The 18057-nt window shown below is 39.3% G+C and carries 13 protein-coding genes, 1 tRNA gene and 1 pseudogene; 14 read left to right on the forward strand and 1 reads right to left on the reverse strand.

The genetic code is table 4. The annotated features are described in order from the left end of the window. The 3 genes from hmw2 to F539_RS01770 are packed head-to-tail and all read left to right on the forward strand — an operon-like array spanning position 1 to position 7191. A complete protein-coding gene (gene hmw2, locus F539_RS01760) occupies positions 1 to 5457 on the forward strand; it encodes a terminal organelle tip protein HMW2 (protein WP_014325453.1) in 5457 nt (1818 codons plus the stop codon). Between the two features lie 14 nt (positions 5458 to 5471). Continuing rightward, a complete protein-coding gene (locus F539_RS01765; protein WP_014325454.1) occupies positions 5472 to 6545 on the forward strand; it encodes an MPN311 family protein in 1074 nt (357 codons plus the stop codon). Next, positions 6535 to 7191, forward strand: a complete 657-nt coding sequence (locus F539_RS01770; protein WP_014325455.1) for an MPN312 family protein — start codon at positions 6535 to 6537, stop codon at positions 7189 to 7191. The genes F539_RS01765 and F539_RS01770 overlap by 11 nt, the downstream gene beginning before the upstream one ends. A gap of 82 nt (positions 7192 to 7273) precedes the next feature. Here F539_RS01770 and F539_RS01775 read toward each other — a convergent pair whose 3' ends face one another. Further along, a complete protein-coding gene (locus tag F539_RS01775) occupies positions 7274 to 7546 on the reverse strand; it encodes an MPN313 family protein (protein WP_010874669.1) in 273 nt (90 codons plus the stop codon). A 69-nt stretch (positions 7547 to 7615) separates the two neighbouring features. Between F539_RS01775 and F539_RS01780 the strand changes: the two genes are divergently transcribed. The 11 genes and pseudogenes from F539_RS01780 to nrdI all read left to right on the forward strand — a co-directional run bounded on the left by F539_RS01780 (position 7616) and on the right by nrdI (position 18035). After that, positions 7616 to 7692, forward strand: a tRNA-Arg gene (locus F539_RS01780). A gap of 254 nt (positions 7693 to 7946) precedes the next feature. Further along, positions 7947 to 8372: a division/cell wall cluster transcriptional repressor MraZ gene (gene mraZ / locus F539_RS01785; RefSeq protein ID WP_010874670.1), complete on the forward strand. Its 426-nt coding sequence runs from the start codon at positions 7947 to 7949 to the stop codon at positions 8370 to 8372. Beyond that, complete coding sequence (gene rsmH, locus F539_RS01790; RefSeq protein ID WP_014325456.1) at positions 8362 to 9288, forward strand: 16S rRNA (cytosine(1402)-N(4))-methyltransferase RsmH; 927 nt, start codon at positions 8362 to 8364, stop codon at positions 9286 to 9288. The genes mraZ and rsmH overlap by 11 nt, the downstream gene beginning before the upstream one ends. A 2-nt stretch (positions 9289 to 9290) precedes the next feature. Beyond that, the gene (locus tag F539_RS01795) at positions 9291 to 10550 is read left to right on the forward strand and encodes an MPN316 family protein (protein WP_014325457.1); all 1260 of its coding nucleotides are present in this window, start codon (positions 9291 to 9293) and stop codon (positions 10548 to 10550) included. A gap of 5 nt (positions 10551 to 10555) precedes the next feature. After that, positions 10556 to 11699 (forward strand): annotated as a pseudogene (gene ftsZ / locus F539_RS01800) (cell division protein FtsZ). 42 nt (positions 11700 to 11741) lie between these two features. Beyond that, on the forward strand, positions 11742 to 13217 hold the full coding sequence (locus F539_RS01805) for an APC family permease (RefSeq protein WP_014325458.1): 1476 nt from the start codon (positions 11742 to 11744) through the stop codon (positions 13215 to 13217). Continuing rightward, entirely contained in the window at positions 13192 to 14703 is a 1512-nt protein-coding gene (locus F539_RS01810; RefSeq protein ID WP_014325459.1) for an APC family permease, read from the forward strand. Before F539_RS01805 ends, F539_RS01810 begins: the two co-directional genes overlap by 26 nt. A 494-nt stretch (positions 14704 to 15197) precedes the next feature. Beyond that, complete coding sequence (locus F539_RS01815) at positions 15198 to 16061, forward strand: thymidylate synthase (RefSeq protein ID WP_010874676.1); 864 nt, start codon at positions 15198 to 15200, stop codon at positions 16059 to 16061. Position 16062: 1 nt separating this feature from the next. Continuing rightward, positions 16063 to 16545: a dihydrofolate reductase gene (locus F539_RS01820; protein WP_010874677.1), complete on the forward strand. Its 483-nt coding sequence runs from the start codon at positions 16063 to 16065 to the stop codon at positions 16543 to 16545. Between the two features lie 6 nt (positions 16546 to 16551). Further along, complete coding sequence (nrdF, locus tag F539_RS01825; protein WP_010874678.1) at positions 16552 to 17571, forward strand: class 1b ribonucleoside-diphosphate reductase subunit beta; 1020 nt, start codon at positions 16552 to 16554, stop codon at positions 17569 to 17571. A 2-nt stretch (positions 17572 to 17573) separates the two neighbouring features. Beyond that, a complete protein-coding gene (gene nrdI / locus F539_RS01830) occupies positions 17574 to 18035 on the forward strand; it encodes a class Ib ribonucleoside-diphosphate reductase assembly flavoprotein NrdI (RefSeq protein ID WP_014325461.1) in 462 nt (153 codons plus the stop codon). Positions 18036 to 18057: the final 22 nt, after the last annotated feature.

An 18057-nucleotide genomic window follows, 5' to 3' on the forward strand; every position in this document is an offset into this window, starting at 1 on the left:
ATGAATGATACTGACAAGAAGTTCCCCTTGCAACCAGTTTATGACACTGGGTTTGATGATGGGTATTTACAGCGTGATTATGAAAAGCGTTTAGAAAGTGCTGCTGCTAATGATGCACAAACAGTGGAACTACAAACCCAGCTGTTAGCAGAGATTAAAAACCTTGAAAACGAAATCAAGGCCCTAAAGGCGCAGGAATCACGCCAACCCGATCCGCACAACAATGCCCGGATTCAAAGCTTAGAAGCTAGCTTAAACCGTTTGGTCAATGAGTACAACAACTTTGAATTCCAAAAGAACTATATGGTTGATCGGGTAGCAGAGTTAAATAACAAAGCGCGTTTTTTTAAGGACGAATTAAAGCGTCTCCAACAAGAAAACGCCGCTTTTGTTAATTCCCGTTATGCCAATTGAGCTGACTTTCAATCCAACTATCAGCTCAAATTAGACCAGTTTCAAGCGTTAATTGACCAGCAAAACCAAACAATTAAGCAGCTCAACGAACAGATTGCAGCTAACCAGGGCTTAATTGATCAAAACGTACAGCGCTTACAGCAAAACCACAGTTTAGACCAACAAGAACGTGACGCCTTACTGTATGAGGTTGACCATTTATACAACGAACTGTACGAACTTGAAAACCAAAAACGCTTAGTGGGCATCGAGTATGAAGCCACATACCAGGACTTGGTGAGTGCGGATGCGGAGTTGCAAAACGTTTATGAAACAATTGCCCAAAACCAGGCCAACTTCCAAAAGCAGTGTGATGCTTATTGAGCACAGCTCAAGCAAGTAGAACAGCAAATTCAAACGACAAAGCAAGAATTGGTTGATGAAGAATCGGCACTTAAGGTGCGTTTAAATGACGCTGATTTTTACATTAACTCACGCTTAGCAGAATTAGATGATTTAACTAGCAAGATTAACGAACGTGATTTTGTTTCTAAAGAACAAGCTCAAGACGTTAAAGCTAGTTTAGCTAACCTCACTAAGGAAAAAGAACGTTTGAGCGCTGAGAAGGATAGCTTTGAAAGGTTAAGGAACACCGCTTTAAACGACATTAACCGAATGGAGCAGGAAAACGCGTTGTTTGCTAAACACTTAGAACAGCAACAATACGAGTTTGAAAGAAAGCAACAGGAAAGCTTATTAAAGCTAGAAACAGAGCATAAACAGCTCCAAAAACGAATTGGTGAGTTCAAAATCGAGAGTGAAGCTAAAAGTGAAGCGTTACTGATACAAGAACGTGAACTGTTGGAAAAACGCCGGGAAATTGATGATTTGTTAACCCAAGCCAGCTTGGAGTATGAACAACAACGCCAGACGAATCAGGTCTTAAAGGAAAAGCACCGTCAAGTCCAACAACACTTCCAAAACCTCGTGCATGCTAAAAAGAAATTGGATCAAAAGCGCCATTATTTAGCGGAACAAAAGCGGATTGATGAAGAACAGATTTTTAAGTTAAAGGAAAAGATTGCCACTGAACGCCGCGAATTGGAGAAGCTTTATCTAGTTAAAAAACAAAAGCAAGACCAAAAGGAAAACGATTTACTGATTTTTGAAAAACAGTTAAGGCAGTACCAAGCTGACTTTGAAAACGAAATAGAAGAGAAGCAAAACGAGCTGTTTGCATCCCAAAAATCACTCCAAAAATCGTTTACACAACTCAAAAATAAGGAAGCGGAATTAAACCAAAAGGCACAAAAGATTGCAGAGGATTGAGCACATCTCAAACAAAACAAACACCACCACGCTGATCTAGAAATCTTTCTGGAGGGTGAATTTAACCACTTACAACAAGAAAAGCACAAGCTGTTGGAAGCACGTACGCAGTTTGACAACCGTGTCAGTTTGCTCTCAGCACGCTTTAAACAAAAACAAGCAGAATTAGTTAAACAAAAACAAAGCTTGGAACAACTCACCGCTGCCTTTAATAAAGAGCAGGAAGCGGTAGAGCGTGATTGGAAGGATCGCTTAGCTAACTTAGAAAAGCAAAAGGAAATGCTGGGGGATAAGGTACACCAGTTTGATGAAAATTCGCTCAATATTTCCAAAAAGCTAGCGGAGCGGGAGCTAGCGATTAAATTTAAAGAAAAGGAGCTGGAGGCTGCACAAAAACAGCTAAGTTTAGACAACAACAATAACGCTGGGTTAAAGTTGCAGTTAGATAAATTGAGCGAATCACTCAAAACGGAACGCCTGGAATTAGAAGCATCTAAAGAACGTATTTTGGATTTTTACGATGAATCATCACGCCGAATTGCAGATTATGAAAGCGATTTACAAGCACGCTTAGCTGAGGTTAAGACACTAGAAAAAAACCAGCAGGAAACAGCGGCTAAAAGTGAGCGCGAACTCAAAGTAGCCTTAGAAAAGTTAAACCAAGCAAAAAAGGCTTTTTTACAAATTCGCAAACAGCAATTGCTCGAAATTGCTTCTGTAAAACAACAACTAGCACAAAAAGCTAATTTGTTGAAAAACCAACAAGCAGAGCTAGATAAGCAAACAGAAGAGTTAGAAGCAGCTTTTTTAGAGCAAGATACGGACAAAAAGGAGTTGGAAAAAGCACTCCACAGCGTTAAGTCCAAGCAAGAATTATTAGAGCGCGAACGCAGTTTTTTACTGCAAAAACAACGTGAATTTGCCGAACATGTAGCCGGCTTTAAGCGCCAAGTGCACTTTAAAACAACGCAAATGCAGCGTTTAAGTGAGTTCAACAAACAACAACAAAGTGAACAGATAAAGCGCGAAACGGAGCTCAAAATTGCTTTTGCTGATCTAAAAAAGGATTACCAGCTGTTTGAATTGCAAAAAAACCAGGAGTTCCAGCAAATCGAACAAAAGCACAAAGAACTAGAACTATTAGCACAAAAACAGGCCGAACTCAAACAGGAGTTAGAGCAAAAAGCAACAGCTTTAGCTAGCCAAGATCAAGACACAGTACAGGCCAAGCTAGATTTAGCGCGTCAACAGCATGAATTGGAATTGAAGCAAAATGCCTTTAACCAAGCTAGTCTTTCGCTCAACAAACAACGCGAACAGCTCACAAACCAAGTCAAGGTATTGCACGGTGAGTTGAAAAAACGCCATGAAAAGCTAACTTTAAAGGATCGTTTACTAGCTGAAAAGGAAAAGGATCAGCACAAAAAAGATGCAGAAATTAACCAACGCTTTAAGCAGTTTGAAAATGAATACGCTGATTTTGACCAAGCCAAAAAGCGCGAATTGCAAGAGTTAAACCAAATCCGTCGAAACTTGGAGCAGAGCAATGCATCACTGCTAAAGAAGCGCAACCAACTAACGCTTGATTTTGCTTTACTACGTAAAGTGCAACACAATACGCAAACTAACCGTGTCCAACTCAACACGCAAATTAAGGAGTTTTTACTAGAGAAGAAGAACTTTCAAAAGGCGAGTGATGAAGCCGCTTTACAAAAAGCACTGTTAATTAAACGCTTACGTAGTTTTGCTTCTAAATTACAGTTGCAACGCGAAGCTTTAGCGATTCAAAAACTGGAATTTGATAAGCGTGATGAACAACAAAAGAGTGAGATTAACAACGCTAAGTTACAGTTAGAGCAGTTCAAACTAGAAAAGCAGAACTTTGATGAAGCGAAACAAAAGCAGTTAATTGAGTTTAAGGATCAGTGCCAACGACTTGATGTTGAAAAACGTCTGTTAAAGCAAAAGTTAGTGCAGCTCAAAAACCTATCTAAGAGCTATCTTACTTACAAAAACCGTGCTGATCTGTCCCAACAACAGCTGCAACACAAGTATGCTAACTTACTGGAGTTGAAGGAAAAGCTGCAAACCGCTAAGCGTGCCTTGGACAAAAAACACCGTGCCATTTATGGCAAAATGGCACAGTTTGTCAGTGAGCTCCGCCAAGAAAAGAAGCAGCTTTTAAGTGCGCAAAAACAAGTTGATGACAAGTCACGTTTACTGGAACAAAACCAACGCCATTTACAAAACCTTTCCAGTGAAACCAAAAAGAAACGCCAGTCTTTAGAGCATGACATTAATAAGTTTGATCAAAGACGCAAGGAAGCGGTTTCTTCCATTTTAAACTCGCACAAAAAACTCAAGCAAAAAGAGGGAGAATTGCAAGGCATTTTGCAAAAGCTTAGCTTGAAAAAAACACAAATTGAACAAGAGTTTTCCAAGCTTTATCAGCAACGCGAAAAGTTAGATCGCCAACGCACTACGCTCTCTAAACTCCACAGAGAGCTAAAAGCCCAAAATGAAGCTACGGCACACAAAAATCGTGAAGTTTTAGAGATTGAGAACTATTACAAGAAGGAGTTGCAACGACTCACCACGGAAAAGAGTGAGTTTGATAACAACAAAAATCGCTTGTTTGAATACTTCCGTAAAATTCGCAATGAAATTGAAAAGAAGGAAGCACACATTAAAACCGTTTTAGAAGAAACACAAAAAAAGCGTCACCTAGTCGAAACGGAAGCGGTCAAACTACATTTACAAAAGCAATCTATCATTTCTAAGGGTCAAGAACTTAAAGAAATCAAGGAACGGGTTAGCCGTGACATTAGCCACACCAACAAACAACGCGAAGAGTTAAACAGCTTATTGCACCAAAACAAACTGTTGCAAAAGAATTTGGCTGAGCGTGAACGTGAAATTAATAATAAGGATTCACTGTTAACCCAAAAGATTCAAACAGCTAAACAAAAGTTAAGCGAAAAAGAAGCACGCATCTTAAAGCTGTTGGAAAAAATGCGTGCGGTAGAACAGCAATACCAAGCGGAAATTACCCGTTTAAAGACACGTAATGCTGATTTGGAGAAGAATGACAATAAGCACTTATTTCCACCGTTATTTAAAATTAACGGTAATGATATGAACTATCCTTACCCATATCCTTGATTTTATCCGCAACAAAAACAAGAAGATAGTTCAAACCAAATTCGCCATCTTTTTGAACAACAGTTGCAATTTATGCAACAGCGTTACGAAAACGAATTAACTGAGTTGCGTCGCCAACGTGCTTTATTGGAAAAAAAACTAGACCAAATTCAACTCGAATCACAGTTAAGCGCGAAGAAGAACGACTTTGAAAAGGTTGAGCAAATGATGCAAAAGTTGTTGGAAAAAACTGAGCAAAAACTCAGTGCCTTTGACCAAAAAATTAATGCTTTGGCAGAACAGATTAACACACAAAAAGCAGAGCACGCTGACAGTGAAAAGCAACAGTTGTTACTAAGGATTGAACAGTTAGAAAAGCAAAACCTAGCTCAAGCTGTTCAAACACCCCAACCAGTACAACCAGTGGTACAAGCACCAGCTGTAGTACCCCAAGTGATCCAACCACAGGTAGTGCAGTCCCAACCAGCTTTTTTAGCAACGCAGCAAAGTATTTCTAAACAGCAACAAATCGCGCAATTAAACGCTGAGATCAATAGTATTAAAAAGCTAATTGCCCAAAAAGCAGCTAAATAAGGAAGAGATGAAAGATGACTAATGATTACCAACAATTAAATTATTTAGTGGAAACTGATGATGAAGCTGACATCATCATAGCTAACCTCGTCAAACAACTCAATGAATTGAAGGAAATTCTGCTTTCATTGGACAATCAAGATTTAGAAATTAATCAGGTTAACCATCGCACCACAGTGCACAATACTAGTTCTAACACTTCTAATAATAGCACTAGCAATAATAGTGCTGATGGTAATTACAACAGCAATTTCTTTCACAACTTTAGTAAAGAAACGCTGCAGACACAAGCAAAACGTGGCTTTCTTTTACTAGAACGCTGTTCCTTGGTAGGTCTACAACAATTGGAGTTGGAATACCTCAACGTATTGGGTCGTAGCTTTGAATCACATCAAGACAAAATTAACTTTTTGGTCAATTTACGTGATTTAACTAACGATCACTTGTTGGACACGGAAAAGATTGTCAGTACCCTAGAGCAGATCTTTAACGTTATTGGTGGCACGGAATACACCCCGATTCTCAATTCCTTTTTTAACCAATCACTTAACGATCCTGACCCAATTCAGCGCGAAATTGGACTCAAACAGTTTGTGGCTAACTTACGCCAACGCTTTAAAACGCTATTGCAAAAAACTAACAACTCAATTCAACAGTTAGAAGCGGAAATTCAAATTCCAACTACTCATATTAAGAGTGATGAGGTAATGTTTGGCCCACCGGACATGAACGAACGCTTAGTGTTAAATGACAGTGAAACCGATGCCATTCTACGCTCAATTGAAGCGGAGTTGGAAAGCGCTTTACAAAATAAAAAGCAGGTAGTGGTTACAGCAGTCCCACCAATAGCTGCTAACTTAGCTACCGATAGTATTAGCCAAGAAACTTTAGAACACAACCTTAATAACACTGAAACGGTTAACACCACTACTGTCACGGTAACATCAGCTAGTGAAACTCAAGTGCGTAAACCACAGATTTCATTACGCCCCATTTTTCAAGGCAACTTTCCCAAACGCTTAAGTAGAGAAGACATCCAGCGCTATGCCCACCAGTTACAGGAATTAGAACAAAGTAATGAAGGATAGTGCACTAACACTAAAACGGGTACGAATTGGAAAATTTTCCGAGTCAATGGTTGAAGAACGACCAACACTCAACCTGTTCGAAAAGGTCGAATTCAACCCAGTACCGACTGCTTTAGTGGATCAATTGCCAACTGAACCACTTGTTGAAGCAACTCTTTTAGAAAAGGAAGCAATTACTTTTGTCGATACTTACGCAACTTCGGAAGCTCATGATCAAATAGCTACCTTTGTTTTAGAACAATCAATGGAAACGGAGGTGGTTGAAAAAGAAGCGATTGAAACAGCAATAGTTGCACCAGCACCAGACTTAGTTGAAGAGAAAGCTGTTTTAGTGGAAGAGGTTTTAGTTGAACCAACTGCAACGGAAGCAGTTACAACTGAAGAAAATCAAGTTTCAACTACATCCGTAACTAAGATTAAAACTAAGCGCAGCAATACTAAAAAGGTGACATCAGAAACACTTGTGGCTTCTAAAAGTGTGAAAACTAAAAAGTTAATTACCCCTAACCGGGTAAGTTCGGGCAACGTTAATATAACACTTTGACAAGCAGACAAGAAGTCCACTAACCTAACTAAAACTAAAACCGATCTCTTTGGTAAAAAGCACCAGTTTAAGGGTCCACAGTTAATTTCTTACAAGAAGTAAGCAAAACAAAAGCCAGGCACTAACCTGGCTGTTTGTTTCGGAGAATCTAAACAAGTATTTAAATTTAAGTATTAAGTATTAATTAAACGGGAAAAGAATAGGACGATTTACCAGGGGTTAAACCTAATCGGAACCGACCGGTACTAAAGTAGTCTTTTTGTGAATTCCTTCTTTTATAGCTATAACTGCTGCCATTGCCGTTGGCATTATTAGCGTTAGCAGCTTCGCTGATGTCTAACGCGGTATTAATTAACGTACTAAAGGCGTTTACAATCATAATTACTCCCGCACTGAAGCTTCAAAATGATAAGCCTCCAACTACTTGTTTAGCTTCTGATTTTTTTAATCTCTGCATTATTGTGTCTCCATTTAAATGAATTACATAACTAAAGTAAAATGCCAAAGTTTTATAATTAACTTAACTGTCATCATAGCTCAATAGGACAGAGTATCAGCTTGCGGAGCTGAGGGTTACAGGTTCGATTCCTGTTGGTGACGCCATAATACTTTCTAACCTACCAGTGTTACCCTGGTAGGTTTTTTATTTGCTCCGTTGGCTCACGGTGGATGAAACCACCTTTGACTTACTTTTGTAAACCCAAAAAGTGGTCTTGTAAACCACTTTGGTGCCTTTTACTTTGCTGTTCCAAAGCGCTTTTTTTAGGTTTGCTGGCAGTTCTTTTAGCCAAAAAAGTTTTTTTATTCTAAGATATAAAGTGTTTTAAAGTGTCACAAAGTGGCATAAAGTGGTAAAAATGCTTTTAGGAACCTTCAACATTACCCTTGATGCAAAAAACAGGATCAGTCTGCCAGCGAAGCTGCGGGCTTTCTTTGAAGGTAGCATTGTTATCAACCGTGGCTTTGAAAACTGCTTGGAAGTGCGTAAACCACAAGACTTCCAAAAGTACTTTGAGCAGTTCAACAGCTTTCCCTCCACCCAAAAAGACACTAGAACACTCAAGCGCTTAATTTTTGCCAACGCTAACTTTGTGGATGTAGATACAGCGGGACGGGTTTTAATTCCCAACAATCTGATTAACGATGCCAAGCTAGACAAGGAAATTGTTTTAATTGGCCAGTTTGACCACTTAGAGATTTGGGACAAGAAGCTGTATGAGGACTACCTAGCCAACTCTGAGTCGTTGGAAACGGTAGCGGAAAGGATGAAAGATGTTAAGTAATCAACCCCACAAAAGTGTCTTACTTGATGAAGTCATCCACAACCTCAACATTAAAGGTGATGGTAACTATTTAGATCTTACTGTTGGTTTTGGCGGTCATAGTCAGCACATTTTAGAGCAGCTTACCACTGGCACTTTAACTGGCAATGACATGGATAAGGACAGCATTACCTTTTGTACCGAGCTGTTCAAAGACAAAAAGAACGTTGTTTTAGTCCATGATAACTTCGCTAACTTTTTTAACCACTTAAAGCAGCTCAAAGTAACGAAGTTTGACGGCATCTTAATTGATTTAGGGGTTTCGAGCTACCAGCTAGATAAACCAGAACGCGGTTTTAGTTTTAAACACGCCGGTCCATTTGACATGCGCATGCACCAAAGCGATCGCGTACCAACTGCTTTAGATATCTTGGAGAGGTTGTCTGAGGAAGAATTGACACATGTTTTAAAGAAGTTTGGTGAAATAGCCCACCCCAAACCAATCGCCAAGGCCTTAAAAACACTCATTAATAACATTAAAAATCCAACTACGGTAGAGGTAGCGGAAACAGTTAAGGCAGCTGCTAGCAACTTTGAAAAGTACAAATCACGCAATTACTTAGCTAAAGTTTTCCAAGCCATTCGCATTTACCTCAACCGTGAACTGGAAAGTTTGGAAATTGTGCTGCAACACATTCCCAAGCTGTTGAACAATAAGGGTCGTTTTCTAGTGATTGTCTTCCATTCACTCGAGGAAAAATTGGTGCGGAACTACATTTTTAAACTTACTCACTTTGTCCAACCCCCTGAACTACCCGTTAAATTAACCCCACCGTTTGAACTCATTACTAAAAAACCCATTTTGCCAACTGAACAAGAAATTAAAACGAACCCCCGTGCTCGAAGTGCCAAACTGTTTGTCATTGAAAAGAAATAACTATGTATAACCTCAAAAACATCTACGCCTCCATTACCCTTTACCCCCATGAAATTAACTTGGTGGTATCGGACAACAACAATCAGTTTCATGTCTTGTATGAAAACTCGATTGCTAACGATGAGCTTTACACGCACGCGGGCATTACTAATAAGGCAAAGTTCAAGGTAGTTTTAAACCAGCTCATTAACAATGCAAACGATTATTTGGGTTTTAAACTCGAAAAAGTAATTGTGGTTTTAGCGGAGTTAGTTGATGATCTTGAAATTAACCGCTTTAAAACAGATGTCTTTTTCACTGGTTATGACTTTAACCACCAGGACATGTTGAGCAGTGAAAAGAACCGCTTCTTGCTCAAAAACCGTCATATCAACCCCAATGAAGTTTTGGACTTAGTGGCTTTAAACTACCGTGATTTAACCACTGGTAAAATTAGCAAAAACTTTAAGTACAACTGCAGTTATCGGGCAAATGTAATTTATTACACCACTAAAAACTCACTAGTCAAGGAGCTCAAACCGTTTTTAAAGCGCAATATTATTGTCAAAATTGACAAAATTGTCACCCACCACATGGTGTTAGCCCACTCAATTAAACAAATCAACAAAAACAACCTCTTTGTGTATTTAGGGGAACACACTACTGACCTCATGTTGTTTATGGACAATGCCTTAGTTGATTTAGTAAGTGAACCCTTTGGTCGGGTTAACTTCTTGGAATCTGACAATGACAGTGAAAACAAAGCGCTGTTGGAATTCCTAGTGGACTCTACTGCACGCATTGGTGACTCGGGCTCGATTGGCATGGCTTACACCGATGGTTCTACTTATAAGGAAATTAGAGCTGTTACGATTGATGACCTCATTCAAAGTGTTAATGAAAAAACGAAGTACTTAATTGATTTCATTAACACTAACACGGAAATCTTCTTCCAAAAGTACGGCTTTTTACCCAGCACTTTACTGTTTTACACTAAGAGTAAACAGTTGCTTAACAACTTTCAACTCAACCAAAACCTGTTGAGTAACCACTTCAAAACTGTAACCATCTTTAAAAACGAAGTTCAGTTTGTGAGTCGCAAATACTTATTGAACTGTCAAGCAATTGCGCTTTCTTGAAGACAAGACCAAATTAATGTTAATCCCACTAGCTTTGCCCTACCGTTTTACTCAGACAAAATTGAAAAGCAGTTTAAAAAGTCGTTTTTAATGTTGAAGGTACACACGCAAATTAATAAGTTAGTGCAAAAACTAATAAAGTAAGCTTTATGGATTGAATACAAACAGCAGGTGCTGGTACTCAACTACCAGAGAACAACATTAAGATAGCCGTTTTTGGAATTGGTGGTGCTGGTAACAACATTATTGATGACATGTTGCGCATGCACCCCGAATTGCAAACGGCTAACGTCCAGTTCTTTGCTTTAAACACTGATTTACAGCACTTAAAAACAAAGCGCTATGTCCAAAATAAGGCTGTGATTCAGTTTGAAGAATCCAAGGGCTTAGGTGTTGGTGGTGATCCCCAAAAAGGTGCCGTTTTAGCACACCATTTTTTAGAGCAATTTCACAAACTTAGTGACAGCTTTGATTTCTGTATTTTAGTCGCTGGTTTTGGTAAGGGGACTGGTACTGGTGCTACCCCGGTTTTTAGTAAGTTTCTTAGCAACAAAGGGGTGTTAAATCTCTCGATTGTCAGTTACCCCGCAATGTGTGAAGGGTTAAAGGCACGCGAAAAAGCAGCTAAAGGTTTAGAACGCTTAAACCAAGCGACTGACAGTTTTATGCTGTTCCGCAATGATCGCTGTACTGATGGCATTTACCAACTAGCAAACGTTGCCATTGTCAAAACAATTAAAAACATTATTGAACTAATTAATCTACCACTACAGCAAAACATTGATTTTGAAGACATTCGTTCTTTCTTTAAAAAACCAGCACAACGTTTAGAGAATGAAGCTAACTTGTTTCGCGTAACTAATACTTTTACTTTTAGCTTTAGACGCGCACAATACAATTGAGCACTTTAGCCACAAATTGAAAAACTTTGAGTATGAAGGTTTTTTTGACCATAAGGTAGAAGGGGCGCAAAAGGTAATTTTAAAGGTGTTAGTCAACCAAGGTTTATATCCGCTTGATTTAACCCAAATTCAAGAGATTATTTGAGCCAAAATTGACAATCATAACCTAGAGGTACAACTTGGAGTTGACTTTACTGATGCCAACCCTTCAGTGCAACTGTTTTTCTTAATGGAGAAAAAGCAAGCAGTGTCCTCTGACTTTATTCAAAAACCAGCATTTATCTCAGTTAAAGAAGTAAATCAGAAACCGGCCAAACCGTTCCAAGTTTTGAATGATTTAAAGGAGCTGGGACTGAAATACGTCAAACAGCAAACCGGATTTAATTATTAGTGGTCTTTCTTCTTTAGAATAAGCTAACTAATAAGAAGGTTAATGGCTGTTGCAAGTAAGAAGTTCACTGAACGTCAATTTTTATTTTTTGTTGTCAACTATATTGCTGGCTTTGGTTTTATTTCCACTGCCCTATCACTGTTTGAGCTAGGACCACTTTCATGAGTGATCTTTTTTCTCGTTAGCTTAATTAGCCTCATTGTTACCTTAGCATTTGCCAGGGTATCAGCGATTGACAAAAATAATTACGGCGGCGCTTACCTGTGAGCCAAAAAAGCCTTTAACAGTGAACGGTATTCCCACCGCTTGTTTATCTTCTTTACCGGGTGAAACAATTTTATTGCTTCACCGCTATACGCCGCTATTGCCCCGCTTTTTATTCTCTCTGCTTTTAAAGGTATTGATGGTATTCAGGGCAATGCAGCTAACACTTGAATCCTTATTGCCGCTGGTTTTACCTTTTATTTACTGTTAGCCTTTCTTTCCACAAAGGGAACTTCCCTCAATAAAAAGTTAATTGCGGTATTTGCCTCAATTAAATGGGCGGTGCTTTTGAGCACCTTAATAGTAGCACTTATAGTTATCGGCAAAAATGGTAATGGTTATGCCATTAACAACGACATAAAACAAGGCCCTTTTAAAGAACGTGAAATTACCTTGGGTGCAGTTGCTACTGTCTTTATTACCTTCTTTTATTCCTACAGTGGTGCGGAGGACATTTCAACAATGACACCGGATGTGAAAACCACTAACTTCCGCAAGATTTTAATCATCTCTTTTATTGCGGTATTCTTGTTTTACTTTGTGGGCATTTTGATCTTTAATGGTTTATTGAATGTTTCACAAAGCGATGATGATAAGGGGAAAGATGGAAGAATAGCTAGTGTAGCTGATATTTTTAGATTAGCTGGCGGTTTAGGGGCACTCATTTTTTACGGTGTGGGTGCTTTATTCAATAACGTATCTACCAGACTTTCGACCATTATTGCTAACTCACGCAAGATCTTACCGTTAGCACAAGATAACTATTTACCCACTACCTTTAGCAAAGCTAACAGTAAGGGCGAGTTCCAAAATGCAATTTGGTTTACCTTTGGTACTACCATCATTACGATGACGGTACTGTTCTTTGTTCCGCTAATAACCAGCAACTTTGACTTCGACAAATCAACCGAGTATGCCGCCTCGATAGGTTCGGCCGCTACACTGGTACAATATATCCTTGTATTTTTTATAATTTTTAGGCTTATTTATAAAAAAGAGCAACTTTATCAAAAAAACTGGACACGCGAGTTAGAACAAATACTGTTTGGGATTGGTGTCTTTATTATTCTTCTCATGTTGCTCTTTTATCTCTTTCCAGTAATTGATGGAAAAACTAAATGGCAATTGAAAAATACCCTCACTTTAGTGGTGTATGGGGTGTTGATTTTAATTGGATTTGCCCTCTTTATGACCCAAGAATATAAGCGCAATAAACAAAAGGAAAGCTATGTCACACCAAGAGCAGTTACATAAACCTAACCGGCAACAGTTTAGCGAAAAGCAATTTATTGCTTTTGCTTTTAACTATGTTGCTGGGTTCGGCTTTATTTCCGTGGTGCTAACCATGTTTAAGCTTGGCCCGTTTTCTTACTTGATCCTAGGGCTAGCAGCTTTAGGTATTTTGGGGGTAATGTTGTCCTTTTCGCGCCTTTCAATTATTTGTGGGAGCAAGGCTTACGGTGGTAGTTATTTAATAGCCAAAAAAGCACTTGGTGCGAAAACAATCACGGCGCGTTTCTTTACTTTTTTGAGTGGTTGAAATGTTTCCTTAACCGGTCCTTTTAATGGGTTAATTGTGCCAGCGGTGCTAGTTCTCTCGTTTGCTGATATTAAAGCAGTGAAGGATAACAATGGTGCTTTAATTGGCTTACTGGTCGGGGGCTTTGTTTTATTTGGGGCATTAAACTTCATCTCCCTGTTTGGCCTTAAAATGAATAAGAACGCCATTCTCTTCTTTGCCATAGTGAAGTGAGTAGTTGTTCTGGGCGGTTTAATTTTGGGAATCTACCTCATCGGTACGAACCACGGCCATGGTTTTGTCGAAAACAACACTTTAGGTGAACACATTGAAGATCTCAGTTTCCTTAAAGTTATTTCTACTACTGTGGGGATGTTGGTGGCCTTTGCTGGTACCGAAGATCTTACTGCGATTACCCCGGATGTGAAGTCAAAAAACATCCGTAAGTGTTTCTTATTGATGTTTGGTGCAGTTACCCTGCTTTATCTAATCGGTTTTGTCATTATTAGTGGGATTTCTGGTTTAAATGGTTATGGCCTTGATGGTAAAGAAAAGAATGAAAAAGCGATTAACACCTTTGGTTCGATTTACTTTCAAGCAGGCGGTAAGTATTTAGGCATCCCACTGTTGGTCATCTTTGGTCTGGGTTTTTTACTCAATTCCTTGGCATCACGATTAGGCATGACCATTACGACAGCGCGCAAATACGTTGCGTTAGCCCAAGATGGTTTCTTGCCGTCCTTTATTAACGAACAAAACAAGCACCACGAGTACCATAAGGCAGTGTGAGCTAGCAACATTATGACCTTAGCAGTGATGGTGCTGATGATCATTGTCCCCTTTTTACCTAATGATGAAAACCCCGGTAAACAGCTCGTTATGTTCGATGCCATTAGTGTTTTAGTTGAAGTGGCGATTGAACTAGCAGTGTTAATTTCCTTAATCCAGTACTTTATTACCTACATCTTCTTCTTTATGATTCTGGCCAAAAAAGAGGGTAGTGCCAGTGTTTCGTGATGGGAAATTGCCAGTTATGGCGTAAGCTTTGCCATTATTACGGTTTTGTTGTTTGTTAACCTCTTTCCTATAACGGCTTGAAAGAACACCAACACCTTTAAGCTAAGTATCCTAGCGGCCTTCTTTGCCTTGGGTATTGGCTTCTTTATCCACTCGGAAATAAAACACAAAGGACAATTAGTCAAGTCAGTCGAGTGTAATTAAGATCACTCCATTAAACCGGTAGAAAAAGCCGTCACGCATTTCGGGTGGCGGTTTTTTCTTGTTCTTTTGACTGCCATAAGACAAAAAATACAAAAAGCATTCAGCGTTTATCTCTTAACCACCGGTTTGAATAGTTAATTGAGCTGCTAAAACGGCTTTTTAGTGTCTTATAAGCGCTTAGAAAGCCTTTTCTGTGTCATTTTCCTAGCTTGAGCCTAAAATGAGCCCTACAGGCCGTTTTGGGGGCTTACAAGCGGTTATTAACATTGTTTTAACAGGTTATTAACATTGTTTTAAAAGGCTCCATTAGCTCATTTTTGCAGTGTTAAAACCGCTTTAAAGCTTATAAAGCTTTAAAAAAAGGCGTTTAAATGAGCTTTAAAATAACCGTTTTAAGTTATTGCAAAAACTCTTTTAAAAAAGTTATTCGCTTATTTTGCAAGCTTAAAAAAAGATTTTTATACAATGCTACACCATCGAAGTTTAGGAGAGTTATGCAGCAGTATCTAGATTTAGCCCGTTATGTTTTAGAGCACGGAAAATACCGTCCAAATCGCACTGATACTGCTGGCATTGGTGTCTTTGGTTACCAGATGCACTTTGATATTTCAAAACACTTTCCGCTCTTGACTACGAAGAAGGTGCACTGAAAGTCGATTGTGCACGAACTTTTGTGGTTCATTAAGGGTGACACCAATATTAAGTACCTAGTCGACAATAAGGTCAACATTTGGAATGAATGACCTTACGAAAGCTTTAAAAAGTCACCTCACTTTAACGGTGAGAGTCAAAAGGAGTTCATTGAACGGATTCGACAAGACGCGAAGTTTGCCCAACAGTTTGGTAACCTCGGACCCGTTTATGGAAAGCAATGGCGTGACTTTAACGGAGTCGATCAATTGAAAAAGGTAATTGCGCAAATTAAGGTAAATCCGTTTTCGCGGCGCTTAATTGTGTCTAGTTGAAATCCCAATGAGGTGGATCAAATGTTGCTCCCGCCTTGTCATTCACTGTACCAGTTTTACGTGCAGGACGGGCAGTTGAGCTGCCAGTTGTACCAGCGCAGTGGTGATATTTTTCTAGGTATCCCCTTCAACATTGCGTCCTACTCTCTTCTGGTGTACTTAGTTGCTAAGGAAACTAACCTAAAACCAGGGAGCTTTGTCCACACCATTGGCGATGCCCACATTTACGAAAATCACTTGGAACAAATTAAGTTGCAATTAACACGTCAACCCAAACCATTGCCCAAGGTAGTTTTAAAGAGTGATAAATCAATTTTTGATTATCAATTCGATGATATTGAACTGGTGGATTACGACCACCACCCCACAATTAAAGGAGAGGTAGCAGTTTAAGATGGTAAAAGCAATTTGAGCAATGGATCAAAATGGGTTAATTGGTAACGGTAACAGTTTGCCCTGAAGGATTAAAGCGGAGTTACAGCACTTTCGCCAGACCACGTTGCACCAAGATGTATTAATGGGCTCGGCTACCTATCTTTCCTTACCGCCGGTGTTTAGTGAGCGTAACGTTTATATCCTCACCCGTAACCTCAACTTTAACCCGCCTGATAAGGGCTGTTTGACTAAAGTAATCCATGAATATGAAAACTTTATCCAACCTTATTTGCACCATCCCGATAAACACCTCTACATCTGTGGTGGGGCACAAGTTTATGAACAGCTCATTCCCCGGTGTGATGCGTTAATTGTCTCTACCATTTTCGGTAAATACACCGGGGACAAATACCTCAAAGTGGATTTTAGTCCCTTTGAATTGACCAAAGAGATCAGTTTTGCTGAGTTTAAGGTCGCTTACTATCACAAAATTGCACGATAAAACAATATGGCTAACACAAAAAAATACTTTTTAGAATCAGTTTCTCCCTTAGAATATGCACAAAAAAAGTTTCAGGGCAACTTGCGCTCGGTTAACTGAAACCTAGTGGATGATGAGAAGGATCTGGAAGTGTGAAACCGGATCACGCAAAACTTCTGGTTACCAGAAAAGATTCCGGTATCCAATGACATTCCATCATGAAAGCAGCTGTCTAAGGAATGGCAGGATTTAATTACCAAAACCTTTACGGGGTTAACATTACTTGACACCATCCAAGCTACCATTGGTGACATTAAGCAAATTGACTATGCTTTAACAGATCACGAGCAGGTAATTTACGCCAACTTTGCCTTTATGGTGGGGGTACACGCGCGCTCTTATGGCACCATCTTTTCCACTCTGTGTACTTCAGAACAAATTACTGAAGCACATGAATGGGTGGTGAAAACCGAAAGCTTGCAAAAGCGCGCTAAGGCTTTAATTCCCTATTACACCGGGAAAGACCCATTAAAGTCTAAGGTAGCAGCCGCTTTAATGCCCGGGTTCTTACTGTATGGTGGGTTTTATTTACCGTTTTACCTCTCCTCGCGTAAACAGCTACCCAACACTTCGGATATTATTCGCTTAATTTTGCGCGATAAGGTAATCCATAACTATTACAGTGGGTATAAGTTCCAGCGTAAAGTGGAAAAGATGTCCAAGGAAAAACAGGCTGAGATGAAACGGTTTGTCTTTGATTTAATGTACGAACTGATTGAGTTGGAAAAGGCATACCTCAAGGAACTGTATGAAGGGTTTGGGATTGTAGAAGATGCCATTAAATTCAGTATTTATAACGCTGGTAAGTTTTTGCAAAACTTAGGGTATGACTCACCGTTTACAGAAGAAGAAACGCGGATTAAACCAGAAATTTTTGCCCAATTGTCAGCCAGAGCCGATGAAAACCACGATTTCTTTTCTGGTAATGGTTCGTCATATGTGATGGGAATTAGTGAAGAGACCGAAGATAAGGATTGAGACTTTTAACAATGCATAAAGATATCAAAATAGTCGACGCTAGTGCGATCGTTAAACCAACTGGAACACCGTATGTAGTGTATTTTTCCTCCATTTCTAATAACACCCACCGTTTTATTGAAAAATTGGGGTTTGAACACACCCGCATTCCGGTTAATTTAGATGAACAGATTGAAGTAAACCAGGAGTATGTGCTCTTTTGCCCCACTTACAGTGGTGGTGGGGAATACACATCGGGGGCGGTACCCAAACAGGTAATCCACTTTTTAAACAACAAGCACAACCGTGATTTGTGTCGTGGCGTAATTTCGTCCGGGAACACTAATTTCGGCAATACTTTTGCCATTGCCGGGCCGATTTTGTCGAAAAAGTTAAACGTACCACTTTTATACCAGTTTGAACTTTTAGGCACGAAAAACGATGTAGAACAAGTTCAAACCATTATTACCAATTTCTTTGGTAAAGCCAAATAACCGTTATTAATGATTAGCCAAT

It is taken from the genome of Mycoplasmoides pneumoniae FH (assembly GCF_001272835.1).
GTDB lineage: Bacteria > Bacillota_I > Bacilli_A > Mycoplasmatales > Mycoplasmoidaceae > Mycoplasmoides > Mycoplasmoides pneumoniae.